Consider the following 23,797-nt stretch of genomic DNA (forward strand, 5'->3'; position numbering starts at 1 on the left):
TTTTTGGGGAGAGCGAAATTACTTGGCCGGGACGATGGTCACGGTCTCGCGCAGGATGCCGCCCGAGGCGACGCTGCCATCGCTGTTGCCCTGGCCGTTGACGCGCTTCTCGCAATCGATGCGATCCGATTGCGGCAAGCCCTCACAGCGGCGCAGGGCGTTTTCCTTCAGTTGCGCCGCGCCCGGATCGGTCAGCGTGCCGCGCGCAGCGGCTTGCTGGGCAGCACCTGCTTCACGCAGGCAGGTAGCGCGGTCTTCGGTGGAGGCGCCGCTCTTGCAGGCGGCGATCTGCTGCTGGTATTCCGAATTGCCGGCCTTGCCCGCAGCGAACACGTGCGAGGCACCGCCCAGGGCGGCCAGGCCGATCACGAGGGCGCTGGCCGAACGCAGCAGTTGGTGACGCAGGGTGGCGGTTTGGTTTGGCATGGTCATTTCCTTTCTCTTGGTCATGAGCGTCCAGGCTCATCAGTGGATGGCACAGGGATAGACCCGGTTTCCGGTTTTCGGTTCTTTTATTCAGTTCTGCCGGAGGCGATGTGAGCTGGAAAGCTGAAACCGGCCTTTGCGGCCAGTGCCACACCCTGCAGAACCGCCATGGTAGGCGGTGACAGGCCCGCTCGCCATCAGAGAAGTGCTGCATGCGGCGTCAGACAAGAGGAAAACCGGCCGGCAAGACCACGCCTTCTGAAACATCTGGAAACAAAAACGCCCGCATGACATCTGCGGGCGTTTTTGTTTGCAAGTCGCTTGCAAACCGCGGGCGTCGATCAGCTCAGGTGAGCCGAGATCAGCTTGGTCATTTCAAACATCGTGACTTGCTTCTTGCCACCGAAGATTGCCTTGAGCTTGTCATCGGCATCGATGTTGCGCTTGTTTTCGGCGTTCTGCAGCTTGTGCTTCTTGATGTATTCCCAGACCTTCTTGGTCACTTCAGTGCGCGGCAGCGGCTTGGCACCGACCACCTCGCCCAGGGCTGCCGACGGCGTCAGCGGCTTCATGAAGGCGGCATTGGGAGTACGTTTTGCTGCGGGCTTGGCGGCGGGTTTTGCTGCGGCTTTCTTGGGAGCGGCTGCCTTGGGAGCGGCCTTCGGTGCGGCTTTCGGCGCTGCCTTGGCGGCTGCCTTGGGAGCGGCGGCTTTGGCGGCCGGTTTGGCGGCTGCCTTGGCTGCGGGTTTTGCTGCTGGCTTCTTTACTGCGGCTGCTGCTTTTTTTGCTGTGGCCATCGGAAAGACTCCTCACAAGAATGAGATGAATGCGTCATTTACGCACCGCTAATAGTGGTGCTCTTTGCACGGCCACGCAAGTATTTTTTAGTGGATTTTCCCGTGAAAGCGCCAGGAAACAACGAGCCGCCCCGATCCGCCGTCAAGCCGCGCCGGTAAAGGGATCGCGGCGGATCGCAGAAGTCCGGAAAAGGGCTGCTTTGACGATATCGGAGGTGAAGCAAAAGCGATGAAAGAAGGGCATGTTTTCGTGCGCATGAAGCGGGCAGAAAACGCATCCGGAGAGATGGGAGCGGGTCTGGAAAACGGAGGGGAAACGCGGAGGAGGGGAGTTTTTCCGGCGCCAGAGGAGACCGCCGGAGGTCGTGTGAAAGAGCCGCAAAGCCTTGTGCAGAAAGGCTTTGCGGCCGATGTCGTCAGCGCATGCCGCCCGGCAGCATGCCCTTCATGCCACGCATCATCTTCATCATGCCGCCGCCCTTGAGCTTCTTCATCATCGATTGCATCTGCTCGAACTGCGACAGCATGCGGTTGACTTCCTGCACCTGCACGCCGGCACCGGCGGCGATGCGGCGCTTGCGGGTGGCCTTGATCAGTTCCGGCTTGGCGCGTTCCTGCGGGGTCATGGAGTTGATGATGCCTTCCATGCGGCGCACCTGCTTCTCGGCCTGGTCCATGTTGGCGTTGCCGGCGGCGGCCTGCATCTGGGCCGGCAGCTTGTCCAGCAGGCTGGTGAGGCCGCCCATCTTCTTCATCTGCGACAGCTGGGCCTTGAAGTCATTGAGGTCGAACTTGCCGCCGCCCTTGATCTTGTGCGCCAGGTCCTGCGCGGCTTCCATGTCCACGCCCTTGCGTGCCTCTTCCACCAGCGCCAGGATGTCGCCCATGCCCAGGATGCGGTTGGCCATGCGCGAAGGATCGAAGGCTTCCAGGCCGTCGAGCTTTTCGGCCACCCCGGCGAACTTGATGGGCTTGCCGGTGATGTGGCGCACCGACAGCGCAGCACCGCCGCGCGAGTCGCCGTCCAGCTTGGTGAGCACCACGCCGGTCAGCGGCAGGGCGTCATTGAAAGCCTTGGCGGTGTTGATGGCGTCCTGGCCCAGCATGGCGTCGACCACGAACAGGGTTTCGATGGGCTTGATGGCGGCGTGCACAGCACGGATTTCATCCATCATGGCCTGGTCGATGCCCAGGCGGCCGGCGGTGTCGACGATGAGGACTTCGTGGTGGTGCTTCTTGGCGTAGTCCAGCGCGGCCAGGGCGATGTCGACCGGCTTGTCGGTCGGCTGGCTGGGGAAGAAGTCGGCACCGGCCTGGCCGGTCACGGTCTGCAGCTGGCCGATGGCGGCCGGGCGGTAGACGTCGGCGGAGACGGTCAGGACCTTCTTTTTCTTGTTCTCGCGCAGGTACTTGGCGAGCTTGCCGACGGTGGTGGTTTTACCGGCACCCTGCAGGCCGGCCATCAGGATGATGGCCGGCGGCTGGGTGGCAAAGTTCAGTTGCGAGGCTTCGGCACCGAGGTCGGCACCCATCAGGCTGGCCAGCTCGCGCTGGACCACGCCGACCAGGGCCTGGCCAGGGGTGAGCGAGCCGATGACCTCTTCGCCCATGGCTTTTTCCTTCACCTTGGCGATGAACTCGCGCACGGCGGGCAGGGCCACGTCGGCCTCCAGCAGGGCCAGGCGCACTTCGCGCAGCATCTCGGCGGTATTGGACTCAGTCAGTCGCGCCTCGCCGCGCATGGTTTTGACGACTTTGGCGAGGCGTTGGGTCAGGTTGTCTAGCATGGTGATATCTGCAAATGAATGGGGGCGGAAAGGCCGCAGGGCCGCTGGCCGGGACTACGACGCACCGGGAGTGCGCAGGCGGGGCGGCGGGCAATCCTGCATTCTAACCGATCAGCCCCGCTGCGCCCCTGCCGGCGCGTGCGGCCCAGATGGGGGCGCTACGTAAAATTAACAGCTTGTACGGCTTGCGCTCTTTGTGTATACATGGGCGCTGAATTTCCAAGCGCACAGAATAATCAAGGCCCCTGCCACGCAGCACGGGCCAACGCCATCGAGACTGCCGGCCTGCACGACTGCCGCCGGCGCGCCGTATCAACAACGATACACACAAGAGGAGAGTGGAAATGCAAAAGCAAAAACAATGGATCGCGCTGGCCCTGCTGGCCTGCGCCGGATTTTCGGCCAGCAGCCACGCGGCCGACGACGTCATCCGCCTGGGCAACCTGAAGTTCGCCCACTATGGTGCGGTGTCCTACATCAAGGAGATCGCCCCCAAGTGTGGCATCAAGGTCGATGAAAAGGTCTTCGCCAAGGGCCCGGACGTGATGCAGGGCATCCTGGCCGGTGAGCTCGATGTGGGTACGACCGCCTCCGAGGCCGCCATTTCGGGCCGGGCCAACGGCGCGCCGATCTATGTCGTGGCCGGTTTCGCCAAGGGCGGCGCGCGCCTGGTGGCGGGCAAGGACTCCGGCATCAAGTCGGTCAAGGACCTGAAGGGCAAGAAGGTGGGCGTCACCCGGGGCGGCATCCATGAAGTGCTGCTGGATGCCGAATTGGGCCAGAACGGCCTGACGGCCAAGGATGTCACCATCGTCTATCTGGCCTTCGCCGACCTGAACCAGGCCCTGCTGGGCAAGAACATCGACGCCATGATGCAGAGCGAGCCGCAATCCTCGCAGGCCATCAACAAGGGCTTCGGCGTGGAAGTGATGAAGCCGTATGACACCCCCATCGGCGAGCCCTATCGCACCATGGTGATGACCGAGAAGTTCTACACCGAGAAGCGTCCGCTGGCCGAGAAGTTCATGCGCTGCTTCCTGGAGGCGACCAAGACCTTCATCGACAAGCCGGAAGTGGCCGAAAAGTACGTGCGTGAAGTGATCTTCAAGAACCAGATCACCAAGGAAGACTTCTACGACGCCATCGGCAACTCGCCCTACGCCTACGACATTACGGCCGAGCACATCCAGGTCACCACCGACACCATGGCCAAGTACGGTACCGGCAAGATGGCCAAGCCGCCGGTGGCCAAGGATTGGGTGAAGACCGATCTGCTGGAGCAGGCCAAGAAGAGCATGAACCTGAAGTAAGACGGGGGAATCTCGATGGCAAAGAACAACAAGGGCAGCTTCCTGCAGGGGCTGCTGGTGCCGATCGTCGTGATCGCGCTGTGGGAGGGCGCCTCCCGGGCTGGCTGGATCAATCCGCAGATCCTGCCCTCGCCCTGGGCGGTCCTGAAGAAATGGGTGGAATACGCCACCCCCCTGAAACCCTATGAGCCCGAGGCCGGCAGCTGGCTGGCCTGGGCCTTTTCGGGTGAACTGATCATGGATGCCATCGGCAGCCTGTACCGGGTGGTGGCCGGCTTCCTGATCGGTGCCGGGCTGGCCCTGCCGCTGGGCTTGCTGATGGGCTCCAGCCAGCGCATCTATGGGCTGATGAACCTGACGGTGCAGGTGATCCGTCCGATTCCGCCGATTGCCTACATCCCGTTGGCCATCCTCTGGTTCGGGCTGGGCAATCCGCCGGCGCTGTTCCTGATCTCGCTGGGGGCGTTCTTCCCGGTGCTGATGAATACCATCGCCGGGGTGCGCCAGGTCGACAGCATCTACCTGCGCGCGGCCCGCAATCTGGGGGCGAGCCAGTCCACGCTGTTCCTGCGGGTGATGCTGCCGGCGGCGGTGCCTTACATCCTCTCGGGCGTGCGCATCGGCATCGGGACTGCCTTCATCGTGGTGATCGTGGCCGAGATGATTGCGGTGAGCAATGGCCTGGGTTTCCGTATCATGGAGGCACGTGAATATTTCTGGTCGGACAAGATCATCGCCGGCATGATCACCATCGGCCTCCTGGGCCTGGCGATCGACCTGGGCATGAGCCGCCTCAACAATTACATGCTGCGCTGGCATCGCGGGCTGGAGAACTGAGATGAACCAGACAAATGCTTCTCCGCGCATTCGTATACAGAATGTGCACAAGGTCTTCAAGACCGATGACCGCGAGGTCGTGGCCCTCAAGGACATCCATTTCGATATCCCGGATGGCCAGTTCGTCTGCCTGCTGGGCCCTTCCGGCTGCGGCAAGTCCACGCTCCTGAATGCCATCGCCGGGTTTGCCTTGCCATCGTCCGGCCAGATCCTCACCGGCGACAAGGTGGTCACCGAGCCGGGACCGGATCGCGGCATGGTGTTCCAGGAATACGCTCTCTTCCCCTGGATGACGGTGGAACAGAACGTGGCCTTCGGACTGGAGATCAAGGGAACGCCCAAGGCCGAGATCCACCAGCGCGTCACGCAACTGCTGGACAAGCTGGGCCTGATCGACTTCCGCACCCGCTTCCCCAAGGATCTCTCGGGCGGCATGCGCCAGCGGGTGGCCATCGCCCGGGTGCTGGCGCTGGATTCGCCCATCATGCTCATGGACGAGCCCTTCGGTGCCCTCGATGCGCTGACCCGCCGCAACCTGCAGGATGAGCTGCTGCGCATCTGGGACGAGTTCAGGAAGACCATCGTCTTCGTCACCCACAGCATCGAGGAGGCCATCTACCTGGCTGACCGCATCGTGGTCATGACCTACCGCCCGGGCACGGTCAAGCGCGACATGCTGGTGAACCTGCCGCGCCTGCGCGATCCGGCGGACCCCGAGTTCAATGCCTTGAAACGCGAACTGGGCCAGCTGGTGATGGAAGAGCAGCAGCGCCATCACAATGCGGAGATGAAGGCGGCGGCGGTCGACTGACGCGGCTGCAGCTCTCTATAGTGAAGCGCCCGACACGGCAGGCAAGCCCTGCCGTGTCGCATTTGGCGGGCCCGATTCGCGCGCCGGCTGACCGGGCGCAAGCGGGCCGGGGGCCGAGATAGTGTAAACTCGGGTGATGCAAACTTATTTTTTCATCCTGGCTGCGCTGCTCTATCTGGGCTGCGCCTTCATGCCTTCGGAGCGGCGCGTGCCGATTTCGGCGGGCATCGTGGTCGGCTGGATGCTGCATGGCGGGGCGCTGCTGTCGGACATGTTCGCGCCCGACGCGCTGCGGGTGGGCTTTGCGGTCATGCTGTCGTCCACGCTGTGGATCTCGGTGGCGGCGTACTGGCTGGAAAATCGCAATTTCTCGCTCGACAGCATGCGCGTGCTGGTCTTGCCGGTGGCGGCGGTGGCCGTGGTGCTGCCCAGCGCCTTCCCCGGCAACATGGTGGCGCTGGCCGGCAAGTCCGACTGGTTCCTGGCGCACATCGCCATCTCCATCCTGGCCTACAGCACGCTCACCATCGCCGCCTTCCATGCGGTGCTGATGGTGCTGCAGGAGTCCCGCCTGCATACCCGGCCCGGTCCGGCCGCCCAGTCGGGCTGGTTCGGGCTGGCGCTGGATCGCCTGCCGGCGCTGCTGACCATGGAAAAACTGCTGTTCCGCCTGATCGCCTTCGGCTTCACCTTGCTGACGCTGACGGTGCTATCGGGTGTCGTCTTCTCCGAGCAGTTGTTCGGGACACCATTCAAGTGGGACCACAAGACGGTCTTCACCATGCTGTCCTGGCTGCTGTTCGGCCTGCTCCTGGCCGGCCGTCGCTGGCAGGGATGGCGGGGGCGGACCGCGCTGAGCTTCACGCTGGCCGGGTTCGCCATCCTTTTATTGGCTTATGTGGGCAGCCGGTTCGTTCTTGAAGTCGTGCTGCATCGGGTTCTGACATGAAATATCTGATTTGGCTGGTGGTCCTGCTGGCCGTGGTGGTGTGGTTCCAGCGCGCCAAGAAATCCATGCTGGCCGGCAGCGACCGTCCCACCGACGGCCACCCCGCTGGCGCCGAGCCCGAGCCGGGCATGCCGCGTCCCAAGCCCTCGCGCTTTCGCCGCCGTGGCGACAGCAATGTCGAGACCATGGTGCAGTGCGCCCATTGCGGCATCCACTTCCCGGCCTCCGAGGCGGTGGTCCACGCCTCCGGCGCGCAATACTGCTGCGAAGAGCATCGCCGCCTGGCTTCCTTCTGAGCATGGACGCTGTCTTTTCTGACCCCGGCGCCTGGATCATCGATGGCGACGGCTGGTGCGATCACGCCCGCCGCGAACCCTCGCCCAATTGCGACGAACGTCCCGAAGGCGTGGCCGCCGAACTGCTAGTGATCCACAACATCAGCCTGCCACCCGGTGAATTCGGCGGCCCTTATATCGCCGACCTGTTCTGCAACCGGCTCGACTTTGACGCGCATCCCTATTTCGACCAGCTGCGTCCCCTGCGCGTCTCGGCCCACTTCCTGATCCGCCGTGATGGCGAAGTGGTGCAGTTCGTCCCGGCCCATCGCCGCGCCTGGCATGCGGGGGTGTCCAGCTTCGAGGGACGCGAGCGCTGCAATGATTTTTCCATCGGCATCGAGCTGGAAGGGACTGACTTTGAACCCTTCACCGAGGCCCAATATGAGACGTTGGTGCAGCTCTCCCAAGCCCTGGTAACGCGCTACGGATTGACCGCCGTGGCTGGCCACGAACACATCGCGCCGGTGCGCAAGACCGACCCCGGACCCTTCTTCGACTGGGACGGCTATCACAACAAAATGGTGAAAATCGTTAACGCGGCGCAATTGCGCTTCCCCGTTGGCCTTCACAAAAGTCAAGCTTGAACAGCACAAAAATTCTCTAAATAGCGGTTGCATCCGCCTGGACCCGCTACTAGAATTAGTCCCATTCGATGTTTTGATACTAGATGTAGTGTTCAGTTGAACTTGTTGTTGGTGTCGGGTCTTCATCCACGGTCGGCCCGTTTCAGGCAGTGCTTCAGAAGGTGCAAGACCAGCGAGGCAGTAACCAAGTACGACAACGCCCCCGGTTCTCCTTCTTTTAATTCCGTTCCACACATCAGTTTCAAGCAGTTTTGCGTCAGCATGAATGTCCACGCAAGGGACAGTCATTGTGGGACGCTTCCGCCGTTCGCGGGTCCTTTGCCGTTTGGGGCCCGGATGAAGTTATTAGCAACGCAGGTGGCAACCCCCGGCCATCTGCCCCATGTACCCCAGGAGGCTAAGTGCGCTCAACCCAAGAAATTTCCGTCAAATCGCCCGCTCCGTTCGGCACCTCTGCCGAGCTGGAAGGTTCCGCTGAAGGCCAGGCCATCGTGTCCCAGACCGCTGGCCTGGGCGAATACCGCATCATCCGCCGCAATGGCGCGGTGGTCGGTTTCGAGCCCTCCAAGATTTCCATCGCCGTGACCAAGGCCTTCCTGGCCGTCAACGGTGGCCAGGGTGCCGCTTCGGCGCGCGTGCGCGAGATGGTCGAGCAACTGACCACCAACGTGGTGTCGGCGCTGGTGCGCCGCCAGCCCACCGGTGGCACCTTCCATATTGAAGATATCCAGGATCAGGTCGAGCTGGCCCTGATGCGTTCGGGCGAGCATGACGTCGCCCGTGCCTACGTGCTGTACCGTGCCAAGCGCATGGAAGAGCGCGCCCAGCAAGGCGCCGCCACCAAGACCGAAGTGGCCGCACCGCAACTGCACGTGACCGAAGACGGCCAGAGCCGTCCGCTGGACATCAACGAAGTCCGTTCCCTGATCGCCGCTGCCTGCGTCGGCCTGGAATCGCACGTCGATGCCGATGCCATCCTGTCCGAAACCGTCAAGAACCTGTACGACGGCGTGCCCGTCGAAGAGCTGTACAAGTCCGCCATCCTGGCTGCCCGCGCGCTGATGGAAAAGGACCCTGCTTACAGCCAGGTGACCTCGCGCCTGCTGATGCACACCATCCGCAAGGAAGTCTTCGGCAAGGAAGTGGCTCAGGCCGACGCCCCGGCCGAGTACCTGGAGTACTTCCCGCAATACGTGAAGAAAGGTATCGAAGCCGAGCTGCTCGACACCAAGCTGGCCCAGTTCGACCTGGCCAAGCTGGCTGCTGCCATCAAGCCCGAGCGTGACCTGCAGTTCGGCTACATCGGCCTGCAGACCCTGTATGACCGTTATTTCCTGCACATCGGCGGCACCCGCATCGAGATGCCCCAGGCGTTCTACATGCGTGTGGCGATGGGCCTGGCACTGAACGAAATCGACCGCGAAACCCGCGCCATCGAGTTCTACGACCTGCTGTCCTCGTTCGACTTCATGAGCTCGACCCCGACCCTGTTCAACTCGGGTACCCAGCGTTCGCAGCTGTCTTCCTGCTACCTGACCACGGTGGCCGATGACCTCGACGGCATCTACGAAGCCATCAAGGAAAACGCCCTGCTGGCCAAGTTCGCCGGCGGCCTGGGCAATGACTGGACCCCGGTGCGTGCCCTGGGTGCGCACATCAAGGGCACCAACGGCAAGTCGCAAGGCGTGGTCCCCTTCCTGAAGGTGGTCAACGATACCGCCGTGGCGGTCAACCAGGGCGGCAAGCGCAAGGGCGCAGTCTGCGCCTACCTGGAAACCTGGCACATGGACATCGAGGAATTCCTCGAACTGCGCAAGAACACCGGCGACGATCGCCGCCGTACCCACGACATGAACACCGCGAACTGGATTCCCGACCTGTTCATGAAGCGCGTGATGGAAAAGGGCGAGTGGACCCTGTTCTCGCCCTCCGACACCCCGGACCTGCACGACAAGTTCGGCCGTGCCTTCGAAGAAGCCTACACCGCCTATGAAGCCAAGGCCGCTCGTGGCGAGCTGAAGCTCTTCAAGAAGGTGCAAGCCAACGACCTGTGGCGCAAGATGCTGTCGATGCTGTTCGAAACCGGCCACCCGTGGATCACCTTCAAGGATCCTTGCAACATCCGTTCGCCGCAGCAACACGTGGGCGTGGTGCACAGTTCCAACCTGTGCACCGAGATCACCTTGAACACCAACGAGAGCGAGATCGCGGTCTGCAACCTGGGTTCGGTGAACCTGCCGGCGCACCTGGTCAATGGCGAGCTGGACCATGCCAAGCTGCAAAAGACCATCCGCACCGCTATGCGCATGCTGGACAACGTCATCGACATCAACTACTACGCCGTCAAGAAGGCACGTGATTCCAACCTGCGCCACCGTCCGGTGGGCATGGGCATCATGGGCTTCCAGGACTGCCTGCACATCAAGCGCGTGCCGTACGCCTCGATGGACGCCGTCGAATTCGCCGACCGCTCCATGGAAGCCGTCTGCTACTACGCCTACATGGCTTCGACCGAACTGGCCGAAGAGCGCGGCCGTTACGCTTCCTACCGCGGTTCGCTGTGGGATCGCGGCATCCTGCCGCAGGATTCCCTGAAGCTGCTGGCGCAAGAGCGCGGCGGCTACCTGGAAACCGACAGCACCGAAACCCTGGACTGGGCCGCCCTGCGTGCACGCATCGCCGAACACGGCATGCGCAACTCGAACTGCGTGGCCATCGCCCCGACGGCGACCATCTCCAATATCATCGGCGTGTCCGCTTGCATCGAGCCGACCTACCAGAACCTGTACGTGAAGTCGAACCTGTCGGGCGAATTCACCGAGATCAACGAGTACCTGGTGCGCGACCTGAAGGCCCGTGGTCTGTGGGATGAAGTCATGGTCGCCGACCTCAAGTATTTCGACGGCAGCCTGGCCAAGATCGACCGCATCCCGCAAGACCTGCGCGACATCTACGCCACCGCCTTCGAAGTGGATCCGTCCTGGCTGGTGGAAGCCGCCTCGCGTCGCCAGAAGTGGATCGACCAGGCCCAGTCGCTGAACATCTACATGGCCGGTGCTTCTGGCAAGCGCCTGGACGAGACCTACAAGCTGGCGTGGCTGCGTGGCCTCAAGACCACCTACTACCTGCGCACCATCGGCGCGACCCACACCGAGAAGTCCACTTCCCGTGCGGGTGCACTGAACGCCGTGGCCGTTGACGGCGGCGCCGGTGCCATGGCCTCGGCTTCCGGTACGGCCGTGCCGGCCGCACCGATCGCTTCGGCGGCTGCTGCCTCGGCTGCCTACGTGATGCCGACCCCGGGTGCTTCGATCGAAGCCGATGGTCCGGTCTGCACCATGCGTCCGGGCGATCCGGGCTTCGAAGAGTGCGAGGCCTGCCAGTGAGATGAGTTAAGGAAATACGTCTTTAAGTGTGATTGAAATCCTTATCGGTATTGGCTTAGAGACGTATTCCTTGATGTTTTTCGCATTGCGGGAAATGAAGGTATCTGAGAGAATTCGAAAATGTCTTTAACCCAGGTCCTTCCTTTCCAACTCTCAAGAGCGCTACTCCCTGATGGGGAGCGGCGCTCTTTTTTAGTTGACAAGATGGGGATGGAAGACGACTACGCGTCTCTCTTCGTCATTGCGACTATCCGTAATACAGGTCTCTCGGTTTCAAGCCAGGACGCAGCTTTAAACGCCATCAATGTCCTCAGCGGTTTCTGCCAACAACATGAGATTGATTTGGCGGGGCGGTTGCGAGATGGCAATTATTTAACGTTTGTAGAGTGTGAGGCACTGAGCAACTTTGCTCGCCAGAACTTTGGAATGGAAGCTAAGCGGCATCAAAAGGTAGTGGCTCTGGGCAAGGTACGCCGTGGATATGCGTATTCCCTGCCTTCCGTTGCTGGGCCTACGCTTTTCAAACGACTGACACACATTTCAAACTTCGTGGGTTGGATGGCCAAGTACCTGGTCTCCCACGTGAGTCCTGAGCGTCTAAGCGGTATCAACGAGATGCAGTCGCAAATCCTTCTGCACCGTAACTCCAGAAGTCCTTATCGAGGCGACTTCGAAGAATTCAAATTCACCCGTAACCACAACCAGATTCTCAATGAACTGATTGAGCCTGGCAGTGAGCGCAACCCCTTTACGCCTGCATTGCAGCTCCGCAATCTCATTTGCTTTGAGCTCCTGCGTCAGACGGGGATTCGCAAGGGAGAGCTCCTGAGCCTGCAGGTCCGCGACATTGACACCGTCAAGCGTCAAGTGACCGTACACAGGCGGCACGACGCCAAAGACGACCCTCGCATTGACCAGCCAGTTGCTAAGACTGCTGGGCGAGCAATCCCTATTTCGGCCTACCTGACTGAGCTGCTGGTTCAATACGTGAGTCAGCGTAGGACAGTGCCAGGGGCCACGAAGCACCGCTATTTGCTCGTCACTCACAAGTCGGGCCCTACGCAAGGGCAGCCGATGACTAAGGACGCGTTGAAGGAAGTGTTTGAGCGCTTGGCAGGTGCGGATGAACGCCTTGCAAAGGTGCGTGCGCACTTGCTGCGTCACTTCTTCAGCAATGAGCTGGCACGCCTGCAACATGAGCAGGGAAGCGATGGCGATACCAAGGAGCTGCATCGTAGGGTCCGGAACCATCTGGCTGGCCGTAAGCAGACTTCTGATGTCGATGCCGTCTACACGATGATGGAGACTGAGCGTCAGGCCCGTGCTACTGCTCTTGCCGTACAAGAGCGTATGGCGCCTCCTAAGCTGCCTCAGAGGCCTGCATGAGCCTTATCGACGTCACCACGCCAGCGGGCAATGCAGCCGAAACCGGTTCGCACATCGTCCGTACTCGCTATGGCATTGAGTTCGATGCCCGCGAGGACTGGTGGCCGATTGACGGAAAGCAGGGCATTGATGTTGCTGCGATTCGTAGCTTAGTCTCGCCTGGCCTCCTCCCTGGGTTGGAGTCGACGCTGCGTCAGGCCTGTGCGAAGTATTCCTGGGCCACACTGAACATGTACGGGTATGGGGTAAAGACCTTCCGGAAGGAGTGTTTCCCCGATGGCCTCATTACAAGCTGGAACCTAGCCGACTTCCGTCGTTATCGGACAATCTTGCTCGAGCAGTTCGGGCATGAGGATGCTTTGCGCCATTTGCGGTCATTATTGGCAAATTGGCATCAAGCAAAGCACTCAGGGGTTTCGGATGACCTGATGGCTTCCTTGAAGGAGATGAAGCTCAAGGGAGTTGAGGCTGGGCGCGCGGTAAGGGTGATGGACCCTGATGAAGGCCCGCTGACGCCCCAACAGGCCCATCACCTGATTCAGGATTTAAACGACGCTGCAGAGGCTGGCAAGCTGACTATCAGCGAATTCAGCCTTGCTTACTTCCACCTTTGCACGGGACGGCGCCCGGTACAGAGCGCGGCTCTCAAGTGCAAGGATGTGATTGAAGGCTCTGGTGAGCCCGAACCAGGGTTCCCGAACGGCCGACCAATCTATCTGATTGCAGTGCCGCGCGCCAAGCAGCGAGGGCATACCTTCCGCGAATCGAGGCGGGCTATCGACCTCACGGAGGACAACTACCAAGTCTTCAAGGCTCAGCGCGAAAGCATTAAACAGGCCTTCGCAGAGCAGTTGGAACGCGGTGGCTGGCAGCTTCAGTCGCAGGACCTTCAAGACCTCCTAGGCGAGCTTCCACTGTATCCTATTTGGCCCACTGTGGTTGAGGCGCTGGAGTTGGCCTCGCAAATGCGTCAACGCGGGGAGCACGGAAAGGCCCTTCAGGCGTTGCAAATGGATGTTAAGGGGATGGCGTGGCATGGTGCGCCTTTGCATCAAAGCAACCGACTGCGCGCCATTTACAGCGCTGTGCAGATGCACAGGGCTGCAGAGGACCGGATTCCCGTGTCGGCCAACCGTCTTCGCTACACAAAGGGGACCGATTTGGCCCGCGAGGGCTTGCCGGCAAACCTGATTGCCTGGCTTCTGGACCACTCGACCTCGCGCTCCGCTGAAATCTACGTCGACAATCTCCCAGAGCATGCAGCCGAGATTAGCCGTGCCGTGTCGACCTCTTTGACGCTGCAGCGCTTCGCTTCGGCCTTCCGCGGCACCCTAGTGGACTCCGAAGCTGACGCGGTTGCTGGTGGCGACCCAGAGAGCCGTGTTGCCTACAAGGGGCAGAATGCCGCTACGTGCGGTCACCTGAAGCAGTGTGGCCTCGATGGCGGCCTCCCCCACGCGTGCTACACGTGCAGCCACTTCCAGCCGTGGCTCGATGGCCCGCATGCCGAGTTCTTGGCCGAACTGCAGGCAGAACGCGCCGACCAAGTGGCCCAACTGGGCGCAGACAGCCCGGTCGCTAAGCGTCGAGACAAGCTGATTGGGGCTGTGGAGCGAGTGATTCTGTTGTGCGACGCCCGCCGCGCCGAGCTCTCGGAGAGGGCTGTATGAACCAGATGGTAGACAGCGCCGTCAAGATGCTCGTGCCCCGCGATGACCAGGCTGGTGCAGTGAAGCTAGCGGACTACATCCGGAGCGCCAAAGACGAGTCGAAGGTCCTCAAGGTCGACTGGAATGAGCCCTACTGGGAAGGTATTGGTTACTTTGTAAAGCAAGCCCATGCTCCTCGGGGGAGCATGAGGCGGGCTGATATCGCAGCGGAGGTGCGGCTGGATGGCGCCTTCATCGACTTTGCCAAGGCTTATGTAGTCGAGCGCCATCTACTGAATCCCGGTGAAAGCCGCGCGGGCCATATCAAGCGGTTGCAGCTGCTGCGTCTCCTCGAGGAATCCTTGCTCGCCCAGCGTGGGAAGGCAAGCCCGCTCGATATCGACCTCGCAGTGATGGATGCAACGGCGAGTCTGGCCAAGAAGCACCTGGCTACCAGCGGTTCATACAGAGCAGGCGTAGAGCTGGTACAGCTCGCGGAGGTAATGGTCCGCTTCGGCATCTGGCCGGTAAGTTGCGTAACATGGGCGAACCCCAACAAGCAGCCCAAGAACCACGGAATCGGTGTTGGCGAGGCGTCTGAGCGTGCTCGCCAGGACAAATTGCCTGACCATCGTGCCCTGTACGCTCTGGCAGAGGTCTTCAACAAGGACTTCGACCTGTCGGACGAGAGATGCCACAAGGACGTCGTGACGAGTAGTGTGTCCGCGTTGTTGATGTGTGCCCCGTCTCGGGGACAAGAGATCTTCCGACTGCCGGCGAATCTCGAGTTCGAGGCCACAGACAAGTTCGGTAAGGAGCAACTGGGACTTCGGCTGCACGCATCCAAGGGCTTTGGTGCCTACGTGAAGTGGGTGTGGGCTGAGATGGTCCCCGTTGCAGAGCGTGCTATCCGTATGCTTCGAGACATCACAGAGGAAGGGCGCAAGCTGGCGCGCCACCTAGAGGACCCTCGTACGAAGGGGCGCTTCTACCGGCATGAGAACTGCCCGAATGTCGCCGATGACCACCCTCTCACCAAGGCGCAGGTGTGTTACGCTCTCGGGTTCTCTACCGCGTCCGGTACCTATGCGAGCCTGAGCAACAATGGGCTGGAACGAGCTGATGGCTCCTACACGCTGCAGACCCTGTGGGACACCTTCGTCCTGCCGCGGCACGCGAAAGAGCATCCGCACTTCCCGTACGTCAGCGCTGCTGACAAGGCTCTCGGGGTCAAAGGCGGGCTGAAGTTCAGCGAGGCGTTGTTCTGCATGCGTCGGTTCCAGTTGCACGCACGGTCGGGTACGAGTCCACTCTGGCTCTGGATGCCGGACCTAACCGACCTCAACCACGAGTTCAAAGGCCGTAAGACCCACGAAAGCATCTTTGCGCGCTACGGGTATCTGGATGAGAAGGGCGCGCCGCTCAAGCTGACGTCGCACCAGGCCCGACACCTGATAAACACTGAGGCGCAGCGTGCTGGCCTCACTGACGAACAGATTGCACACTGGTCCGGCCGGCGCCGCGTAGACCAGAACGCAGCCTACGACCACCGGTCCCAGGACGAGCGAGCTGAACAGGCCCGCGGCATCGTGGAGTCGGTGCAAGCGGAGGTTGGGCTGCCGAGCAGCTACCGCGCTGGGCAGTGGACCGTATCGGTGGTTCGAAGCCCGCGCAACTTGGCTGACATAGATAGCATCCAGCCGCAGCTGTCGGGCCTGAAGACCCTGTATGGCGAGTGCCACCACGATTGGTCGTTCGCGCCTTGCGAGGGCTTCGTGAAGTGCCTGGACTGCAGCGAGCACGCCTGCATCAAGGGCGAGGAGGATGCCGATAAGAAGCTCGAGCGCCTTCGTGCCCTGTATGCCAGCGTTGCCCAAGAGGTCTCCAAGGCCGAACAGGCCGCGGAAGACGACGTAGATGCGCAGGACTGGCTCAACGTGCAGCAGCGCTACATGGAGAAGGTCCAGCAGCTCATTGAGATTCTGGAGAGCGAGGTCGTCCCCGACGGTTCGGTCATCCGGACGGCCAATGGCCAGAACCCGACGCACCTCCATCGCGCCCTGCGCGGCCTGGCTGCGAAGGCCTTGGAGCTGGGTACCAGCTCAAGGCCAGCTATGGAACAACTGCTCAGTTCGCTTGAGGCGGGACTGGGAACAACGGAGAGGCTCCTTCAGCCGGCCGCCGGCGCGGGAGTAAGCTGATGTCCAAGAACAGACACATCACACCGGAGCAAGTGGAGCGCATCGTTCATGCTATCCACACCTGGGACCAGAGCTCCATTGGGTGGGAGGCGGTCTGCAAGGTAGCCAAGCCGATGCTGGGCTACCTTCCAAGCCGCTCTGGGCTGAGTGCGCATGCTGATATCCAAGCAGCGTTCACGGCCCGCAAGAAGAACCTCGGCCAGCGACCCTCGGGCAAGATGCCAAGCCCAGGTAGCTTAGCTGATGCCTCTCGGATGATTGCAGCCCGCGATGCCGAGATAGCTTCCCTCAAGTTACTCGTGACTGAGTACAGAGAGAAGTTTGATAGGTGGCGCTACAACGCGATGCTATCCAAGGTCACGATAGACCGGTTGGACGCGCCGCTGCCACAAATTGAGAGGAAGTCCTAAGACATCCTCGCTGTAATGGAATTGGATGCTATACGTCTGTAAGTGAGGGCATATGAGCTGCTTACCGACAAACATATGGACGTGTGTGTTCAGAACTTGTAAAACTAACCTGATAGGAAGAAGATATATGAAGAAGCAAACCGTTAAAGACGTGGTCTCAACTCCAGTTAACTGCCAGTAAGCAATCCGGGCAGGGCCGGGACGGCCTGCTGATGAGGATGATCCAAGGTCATCTGAGATGACGGCAGCAACACTGTCCCAAGTCCTGCCCACCCTAGCCGGCGCATCGCGGTGAACTTCACCGGATGCGCCGTTGTCACCTGATAGACACCCGCCGCGCCATGGTCATGCGACCTCGCCGGCAGCTACCGATAAAGTAAAGAGGAACCACAGATGCTTTCTTGGGATGATGAAGTCAAGCAACCGGCCCAGGCGCCGCGCACCCCCAACCTGCAGCCGCAACTGCAACCGGCCTTCGGCCAGTCCAATGCTGCGCTGAACCCGGCACTGATGGCCGGCAACAGCGAGCAGGTCGACACCACCCGCCGCGTCAATGCTGCCGACAAGCGCATCATCAACGGCCACACCGACGTCAACCAGCTGGTGCCCTTCAAGTACAAGTGGGCCTGGGACAAGTACCTGGCCGGCTGCGCCAACCACTGGATGCCGCAAGAGATCAACATGCAGCGTGACATCGAGCTGTGGAAGAACCCGAACGGCCTGACCGAAGACGAGCGCCGTCTGGTCAAGCGCAACCTGGGTTTCTTCGTCACCGCCGACTCGCTGGCCGCCAACAACATCGTGCTGGGCACCTATCGCCACATCACCGCACCGGAGTGCCGCCAGTACCTGTTGCGCCAGGCTTTTGAAGAAGCGATCCACACCCACGCCTACCAGTACATCGTCGAATCGCTGGGCCTGGATGAAGCCGAGATCTTCAATGCGTATCACGAGGTCGCATCGATCCGCGACAAGGACGAGTTCCTGATTCCCTTCATCGATACGCTGACCGATCCTGAGTTCAAGACCGGCACGATGGAGAATGACCAGAAGCTGCTGAAGTCGCTGATCGTCTTCGCGTGCATCATGGAAGGGCTGTTCTTCTACGTGGGCTTCACGCAGATCCTGGCACTGGGTCGCCAGAACAAGATGATGGGCGCGGCCGAGCAGTATCAATACATCCTGCGTGACGAATCGATGCACTGCAACTTCGGCATCGACCTGATCAACACCGTGAAGATGGAGAACCCGCACCTGTGGACTCCGGAGTTCCGCGACGAAATCAAATCGTTGTTTTTACGCGCGGTGGAGTTGGAATATCGTTACGCAGAGGATACAATGCCGCGAGGCGTGCTCGGGTTGAACGCTACCATGTTCAAGGGCTACCTGCGATTCATCGCAAACCGCCGCGCACAGCAAATCGGATTGGACCCGCTGTTCGCACAAGAAGAAAATCCGTTCCCGTGGATGAGCGAGATGATCGACTTGAAGAAGGAGCGCAACTTCTTTGAGACCCGTGTCATCGAATACCAAACCGGGGGCGCACTGAGTTGGGAATGATGTGCAGTCTTGAAGTTCTCTTCATCGAGACATGATGCACAACAGGAGCCGGGTAGCTTGCAAGATGCCCGGCTGCTGAAACGGAAAAGGCCTACGCCAAATTAATGAACAGTCAGAGACCGAATCAATCTTCTCTGTTATCGCCGCTTAACCCCATCTTGTCGGGTCAGGCGGCTTTTCCTTTGAAAAACACCAAGGTTTTTCAGGAACGCGATTCCGACGCTAGCGTTTGAACACGCTGGCGTTTTTTTTGGTGTCGCGCCTGCTCCCGTAGTCGCATCTTCCTGCGCCATTGCGCGGGCACTACCGGAGGGGCGTCGCCAAGATAGCTGAAGCGCTGCATAGGTGAGGGGATGCAGCAGTTCAGCTGGTGCCGAATTCATTAGCGCAAGCCACAGGCGGCTTGTGCCGATGAATAGCTCGCCCGCGTCATCGCGATGTCGCGTGCGGGTTGCTTATATCAAGCTTGATTTTTTCCATTCACGTGAAGAAGGAGAAACAAAATGGCAACAGCAGCAAAGAAGACCGCGGCGAAGAAGCCGGCGGCAAAGAAGGCGGCAGCCGCCAAGGAAACCACCAAGAAGGTAGCCGCGCCCAAGGCCGCAGCCGCCAAGAAGACCGTGGCCAAGGCCGCCGCCAAGCCGGCAGCTGCCAAGAAGGCAGCCGCTCCGAAGGCAGCAGCGAAGAAGGTTGCAGCCCCGAAGGCAGCAGCAAAGAAGACCGCAGCTCCGAAGGCAGCCGCAGCGAAGAAGGTTGCAGCCCCGAAGGCAGCAGCCAAGAAGACCGCAGCTCCGAAGGCAGCCGCAGCGAAGAAGGTTGCAGCTCCGAAGGCAGCAGCCAAGAAGACCGCAGCTCCGAAGGCAGCCGCAGCGAAGAAGGTTGCAGCCCCGAAGGCAGCAGCCAAGAAGGTTGCAGCGCCGAAGGCAGCCGCCAAGAAGGCAGCAGCGCCGAAGGCAGCCGCAGCGAAGAAGGTTGCAGCTCCGAAGGCAGCAGCCAAGAAGGTTGCAGCGCCGAAGGCAGCCGCCAAGAAGGCAGCAGCTCCGAAGGCAGCCGCAGCGAAGAAGGTTGCAGCACCGAAGGCAGCAGCCAAGAAGGTTGCAGCGCCGAAGGCAGCCGCCAAGAAGGCAGCAGCTCCGAAGGCAGCCGCTCCCAAGGCCGCAGCCGCCAAGAAGGTTGCAGCGCCGAAGGCAGCTGCTCCCAAGGCCGCCGCCAAGAAGGTAGCCGCTCCGAAGGCCGCAGCGCCCAAGGCAGCTGCAGCACCGAAGGCAGCCGCCAAGAAGGCCGCCGCTCCGAAGAAGGCAGCCGCCAAGCCGGCAGCCGCCGCAGCAGCACCGGCCGCCAAGACCGTGCTGAACCCGGCCGCTGCATGGCCGTTCCCGACCGGCGCTGGCCGTCCGTAAGATCGGCGTGCGTCTAGTCTGATCCCCTCAGACTGAAGGCCGCTGTATGGCATTGCGCCATGCAGCGGTTTTTTTATGCCTGCTGGAAGGGCCTTGCCTCCCCCGTGCCGCCGCTCCCGGCGATGATGAAGGGCTGCATCTCTGCTCTGGCATTCCGGCACAATGGCACAATATATGAAAGCTCAGGTATGCTCGCACGCGGCGCTAACGCTTGCCTGCGCGACCACCTCGCCGCGGGCAGCACGCAGCAGTCAGCGATTGCGCAGCGACCGCTTGCCCACTAGTATGTGCCCTGCCTCTCACTGATGGAGATCCCTGTGCTGCATAGTATTTTCACGATGATCGTCAACGCCGTCGCCAGCATCCTGGCCGGTGTCCTGCTGCTGCGCTTCTGGATGCAGGTAGTGCGCGTACGTCCGCCGCAATCGGTGGGTCAATTCGTCTACCAGCTCTCGGACTGGCTGGTGCTGCCGCTGCGCCGGGTGATGCCGGGCGGCCGCCATGACTGGGCCAGCCTGCTGGGGGCCTTCCTCATCGTGCTGCTGTCCATCATCGCCATCCTGGGCTTTCAGAGCGGTTTCGACTTCAAGCTCATCTTCCTGGTGGCACTGGAGCGCTTCTTTGAATGGATCTGCTACGGCTTCATGGCCACGCTGATCATCGAGGCCGTCTTCAGCTGGGTCAATCCGCACGCACCGCTGGCCCCCTTCGTGCGGGCCCTGAACGATCCGCTGCTGAGTCCGCTGCGCAAGATCATCCCGCCCCTGGGCGGCGTGGACCTGTCGCCGCTGGTCCTGCTGATCCTGCTGCAGATCGCGGTGCGCGTGGTCAGTGGCCTGCTCTTCGGCGGATTCTGACCAGACCGCCGGGTTTGCCGCCACGTGAAAAGAGCCGGACATCCGGCTCTTTTTTTCATCTGCACGCGGCAACAACGCGATCAGCGCTTCTGCTTTGCCGACCACTGCTCCAGCGCCTGCATGGTGTTCTCCACATGCTTTTCCGGATTCATGTCGGTGTACTCGTAGAGGATCGCATGGTCCGGCGTGATGACGTAGGAGGTGCGGCTGGCATAGCCGGTGACCTTCATGAACTGCGCGTCATAGGCCTTCATGATCTTCTTGTCGACATCGGCCGCCACCGCGAACTTGCTGCGGCATTCGCTGACCGAGAACTTGTTGAGGGTCTCGATGTTGTCGCCCGACACGCCGATGACGGTGGCCCCCAGCGCCTTGTAGCGATCCACGGCTTCCGCAAACAGGTGCGCTTCGATGGTGCAGCCGGAGGTGAAGGCGGCCGGATAGAAGTACAGCACCACCGGACCTTTCTTCAGCGCTTCCGACAGCGAGAAGGTCGACACCTGTCCGCCCAGCGAACTCGGTGCGGAGAACTCGGGGGCCTTGTCGCCCGGCTTGAGAGCGGCCACTGCACCCTGCGAACACAGCACTGCCGCCAGCAGGAGCGAGGCACCACACCAGCGGCGCAGGCGCGCGGCCGCATCGGCCGTGAGGGAAAACGAGGAAGGGTTCAGCATGGCGAATCTCCTTGATGATGCGGGGAGCCGGCATCGCGCATGAGTCGCTGCGCGTCACCGGCAGGGAAGCCCATCAGCCGAAGCGATAGCCGAAGGCCTTGTGGAAGCGCTCTTCGATCTCCGCCTTGGTCGGCGCATGGTTCTGCGGACCTTGCGAAGCGATCTTGATGGAACCCATCAGGCTGGCCAGGCGGCCGGTGGTTTCCCAGTCATAGCCTTCGGTCAGGCCGAACAGCATCCCGGCGCGGAAGGCATCGCCGCAGCCGGTCGGATCGGCGATCTTGTCGGCCTTCACGCAGGGGATGGCGTGGTGCTTGCCGTCCACGAAGATGTCGGCACCCAGTTCGCCGCGCGTGACCACCAGGGCCGTGACGCGCTCAGCAATCTGCGCCAGCGACAGCCCGGTACGCGCGGTCAGCAGTTCGGCTTCGTAGTCGTTGACCGCGACATAGGTCGCCAGATCGATGAAGTTCTTGAGGTCATTGCCATCGAACATCGGCATGCCCTGGCCCGGATCGAAGATCAGCGGGATCTTCAGTTCAGCCGCCTGCTGTGCGTGCTGCAGCATGCCGTCACGGCCATCGGGCGCGACGATGGCGAACTTGACCGCACCGGCGTCAGCGACCTTGTTCTCGTGCGACCAGGTCATGGCACCCGGGTGGAAGGCGGTGATCTGGTTGCTGTCGGCGTCGGTGGTGATGAAGCACTGCGCGGTGAACGAGGACTCGATCTGGCGCACGCATCGGGTCGAGATGTCCAGGGCGGCAAAACGCTCCATGTAGGGTGCGCTGTCCAGGCCGACGGTGGCCATCACGATCGGTTCGCCACCCAGCAGCTTGAGGTTGTAGGCGATGTTGCCGGCACAGCCGCCGAACTCGCGGCGCATGGTCGGCACCAGGAAGGAGACGTTGACCTTGTGCAACTGGTCAGCCAGCAGGGCTTCAGCGAAACGGCCCTCGTATTGCATGATGTTGTCGTAAGCGAGGGAACCGCAGATCAGGGAGCTCATGGCGTGGTCGGGACAAGTGAGTGAATGATGCCGCATTGTAGAAGAAAAGCGGCGTGCAGTCCGAACCTGATGCAAGTCGTTTCGAGTTCAGGCCGGGCAGTGATGATCGGCGACGATCAGCCGGGATGAGTCCGGGTCAGGGATAGAAGAGATAGATGCGATAACCCGAGACCAGCGCATCCTTGAGCTCGAAGTTGAGCTTGATCTGCTGCTCGCTCTCGGGCCCGATGCCACGGTCGACCTGCGCCGGGTCGGCCAGGTAGTCGCGCGGGCGGAAGACGCGCCGCACCACTGCCTTCTCGTCGTCATTGTTGAGCGTAAGTTCAATATGCGGCCAGGCCTGGGCGCTGGTGCCGCGATTGCGCATCACCAGCGAGAGCGCATAGACATTCTGGTTGGGTGGCACCACCTGCAGTTCGTTGGATTCCAGCGAGAGGCGCTCGATCTCGGTGGGCAGGCCCACGGTGCAATGGAAAGCCACGCACATGCCGTTGAGCATGGGACGCAGCTGCGGCACGGAGGCGGCCAGCGGATTGCGCCAGTAGTAGAGCGATTGCAGCAGCAGTATCGGCACCATCACGCCGGCCAGCACCATCATCACCATCTTCATGGCCTGGCTGATGCGAGCGCGGCGCTCGGCACGCTTGACGAAGCCGGGTTCGTCGGCGGGCTCGTCGTCTTCCGCTTCCGCTTCTTGTGCGTCGGATTTTTCGGCATCGCCGGGGAGACCGTCCTTGGCATCGGCCACATCATGCAACACCGGCTCATCGTCGATACGGAAGACCGCGGCCACCTCGGGCGGCGCGGCAATCTCGTCGGACTCGGCCGAGGAGCGGCGCAGCAGCGCGCCGCTGTCGGGGCCATCCTCTTGCGGCAGCATCGGGCTGCTGGCTTGATCCTCGGGACTTGTCTTGTCCACAGGCACAGCGGGTTTGAAGCTCGCACCAAGATCCGGGAGGTAGCCCGGACTGGTTGGCGAGCGGAACACCTTGGGCTCGGCAATGACCGGGATGGCGGCAGGCAAGGGAGCCGGCACAGCAGCCTGGACGGGCGCGGCTGCCGACATTGGCTGCGGCGCAGGAACGTTCACCTCGGGGACGGGCGTTTGAGCAGGGGGAACGAAGGGAGGCTGTTGCGCCGTCAGCGGCGCGCCAGTTCGTTCATAGGGGCTGTTAGCGGGGGGCGTCGGGACGGAGGAGGACGAAGGTGCCGGCGCAAACACCGGTGTCGCCATCCCGGCCTGGGCTTTGCTGCCTGGTGCCGGTTGGTAGTGGCCGTCGGCCACGCTGGCCTCGACCAGGTATTCGTTACCGTTGAAGACCTGGCGGCAATTGCCGCAGCGGACCAGTCCGCCGCGCAGTTTGAGCTGGTCGCTGGCGACCCTGAAGATGGTCAGGCAGTGCGGACACTGGGTCGCCAACGCCAT

General features: G+C 61.5%; 20 protein-coding genes. 14 read left to right on the forward strand and 6 right to left on the reverse strand.

Features of this window, described 5'->3' with window-relative positions; translation table 11 throughout:
* Positions 1 to 18: 18 nt before the first annotated feature.
* The 3 genes from E2K99_RS02125 to ffh form a co-directional block, all read right to left on the reverse strand.
* Positions 19 to 426, reverse strand: coding sequence for a hypothetical protein (locus tag E2K99_RS02125; protein WP_134221188.1), 408 nt, complete (start codon positions 424 to 426; stop codon positions 19 to 21).
* A gap of 341 nt (positions 427 to 767) precedes the next feature.
* Entirely contained in the window at positions 768 to 1,223 is a 456-nt protein-coding gene (locus E2K99_RS02130; protein ID WP_134221189.1) for an SWIB/MDM2 domain-containing protein, read from the reverse strand.
* Positions 1,224 to 1,639: 416 nt separating this feature from the next.
* Positions 1,640 to 3,010, reverse strand: a complete 1,371-nt coding sequence (gene ffh / locus E2K99_RS02135; RefSeq protein ID WP_039790476.1) for a signal recognition particle protein — start codon at positions 3,008 to 3,010, stop codon at positions 1,640 to 1,642.
* A 344-nt stretch (positions 3,011 to 3,354) separates the two neighbouring features.
* Between ffh and E2K99_RS02140 the strand changes: the two genes are divergently transcribed.
* The 14 genes from E2K99_RS02140 (at position 3,355) to E2K99_RS02205 (ending at position 20,688) form a co-directional block, all read left to right on the forward strand.
* Positions 3,355 to 4,320, forward strand: coding sequence for an ABC transporter substrate-binding protein (locus E2K99_RS02140; RefSeq protein ID WP_134221190.1), 966 nt, complete (start codon positions 3,355 to 3,357; stop codon positions 4,318 to 4,320).
* A gap of 15 nt (positions 4,321 to 4,335) precedes the next feature.
* Positions 4,336 to 5,157: an ABC transporter permease gene (locus E2K99_RS02145; protein ID WP_039790479.1), complete on the forward strand. Its 822-nt coding sequence runs from the start codon at positions 4,336 to 4,338 to the stop codon at positions 5,155 to 5,157.
* A 1-nt stretch (position 5,158) separates the two neighbouring features.
* On the forward strand, positions 5,159 to 5,968 hold the full coding sequence (locus E2K99_RS02150; RefSeq protein WP_034334689.1) for an ABC transporter ATP-binding protein: 810 nt from the start codon (positions 5,159 to 5,161) through the stop codon (positions 5,966 to 5,968).
* A 136-nt stretch (positions 5,969 to 6,104) separates the two neighbouring features.
* Complete coding sequence (locus tag E2K99_RS02155; protein WP_039790480.1) at positions 6,105 to 6,917, forward strand: cytochrome C assembly family protein; 813 nt, start codon at positions 6,105 to 6,107, stop codon at positions 6,915 to 6,917.
* Entirely contained in the window at positions 6,914 to 7,213 is a 300-nt protein-coding gene (locus E2K99_RS02160) for a PP0621 family protein (protein ID WP_134221191.1), read from the forward strand. The genes E2K99_RS02155 and E2K99_RS02160 overlap by 4 nt, the downstream gene beginning before the upstream one ends.
* A gap of 2 nt (positions 7,214 to 7,215) precedes the next feature.
* A complete protein-coding gene (gene ampD, locus E2K99_RS02165; protein WP_039790482.1) occupies positions 7,216 to 7,839 on the forward strand; it encodes a 1,6-anhydro-N-acetylmuramyl-L-alanine amidase AmpD in 624 nt (207 codons plus the stop codon).
* A 401-nt stretch (positions 7,840 to 8,240) separates the two neighbouring features.
* Positions 8,241 to 11,225: a ribonucleoside-diphosphate reductase subunit alpha gene (locus E2K99_RS02170; protein WP_134221192.1), complete on the forward strand. Its 2,985-nt coding sequence runs from the start codon at positions 8,241 to 8,243 to the stop codon at positions 11,223 to 11,225.
* 120 nt (positions 11,226 to 11,345) lie between these two features.
* On the forward strand, positions 11,346 to 12,611 hold the full coding sequence (locus tag E2K99_RS02175; protein ID WP_134221193.1) for a site-specific integrase: 1,266 nt from the start codon (positions 11,346 to 11,348) through the stop codon (positions 12,609 to 12,611).
* Positions 12,608 to 14,281, forward strand: a complete 1,674-nt coding sequence (locus E2K99_RS02180) for a site-specific integrase (protein ID WP_134221194.1) — start codon at positions 12,608 to 12,610, stop codon at positions 14,279 to 14,281. The genes E2K99_RS02175 and E2K99_RS02180 overlap by 4 nt, the downstream gene beginning before the upstream one ends.
* Complete coding sequence (locus E2K99_RS02185) at positions 14,278 to 16,461, forward strand: hypothetical protein (protein ID WP_134221195.1); 2,184 nt, start codon at positions 14,278 to 14,280, stop codon at positions 16,459 to 16,461. Before E2K99_RS02180 ends, E2K99_RS02185 begins: the two co-directional genes overlap by 4 nt.
* Positions 16,461 to 16,871, forward strand: a complete 411-nt coding sequence (locus E2K99_RS02190) for a hypothetical protein (RefSeq protein ID WP_134221196.1) — start codon at positions 16,461 to 16,463, stop codon at positions 16,869 to 16,871. Before E2K99_RS02185 ends, E2K99_RS02190 begins: the two co-directional genes overlap by 1 nt.
* A 393-nt stretch (positions 16,872 to 17,264) precedes the next feature.
* Positions 17,265 to 18,431 carry a ribonucleotide-diphosphate reductase subunit beta gene (locus E2K99_RS02195; RefSeq protein WP_121042594.1) on the forward strand — a complete coding sequence of 389 codons (1,167 nt, stop codon included), beginning with the start codon at positions 17,265 to 17,267 and terminating at the stop codon, positions 18,429 to 18,431.
* 503 nt (positions 18,432 to 18,934) lie between these two features.
* Complete coding sequence (locus E2K99_RS02200) at positions 18,935 to 19,831, forward strand: histone H1-like repetitive region-containing protein (RefSeq protein ID WP_205703744.1); 897 nt, start codon at positions 18,935 to 18,937, stop codon at positions 19,829 to 19,831.
* A 317-nt stretch (positions 19,832 to 20,148) separates the two neighbouring features.
* On the forward strand, positions 20,149 to 20,688 hold the full coding sequence (locus tag E2K99_RS02205) for a YggT family protein (RefSeq protein ID WP_134221197.1): 540 nt from the start codon (positions 20,149 to 20,151) through the stop codon (positions 20,686 to 20,688).
* Between the two features lie 80 nt (positions 20,689 to 20,768).
* Here E2K99_RS02205 and E2K99_RS02210 read toward each other — a convergent pair whose 3' ends face one another.
* The 3 genes from E2K99_RS02210 to E2K99_RS02220 form a co-directional block, all read right to left on the reverse strand.
* Positions 20,769 to 21,362: a peroxiredoxin gene (locus E2K99_RS02210; protein WP_134221198.1), complete on the reverse strand. Its 594-nt coding sequence runs from the start codon at positions 21,360 to 21,362 to the stop codon at positions 20,769 to 20,771.
* A gap of 73 nt (positions 21,363 to 21,435) precedes the next feature.
* Entirely contained in the window at positions 21,436 to 22,371 is a 936-nt protein-coding gene (locus E2K99_RS02215; RefSeq protein ID WP_134221199.1) for a carbohydrate kinase family protein, read from the reverse strand.
* A 136-nt stretch (positions 22,372 to 22,507) separates the two neighbouring features.
* Positions 22,508 to 23,797, reverse strand: a complete 1,290-nt coding sequence (locus E2K99_RS02220) for a DUF3426 domain-containing protein (protein ID WP_134221200.1) — start codon at positions 23,795 to 23,797, stop codon at positions 22,508 to 22,510.

The organism is Herbaspirillum huttiense (assembly GCF_004367745.1).
Lineage (GTDB): Bacteria > Pseudomonadota > Gammaproteobacteria > Burkholderiales > Burkholderiaceae_D > Herbaspirillum > Herbaspirillum huttiense.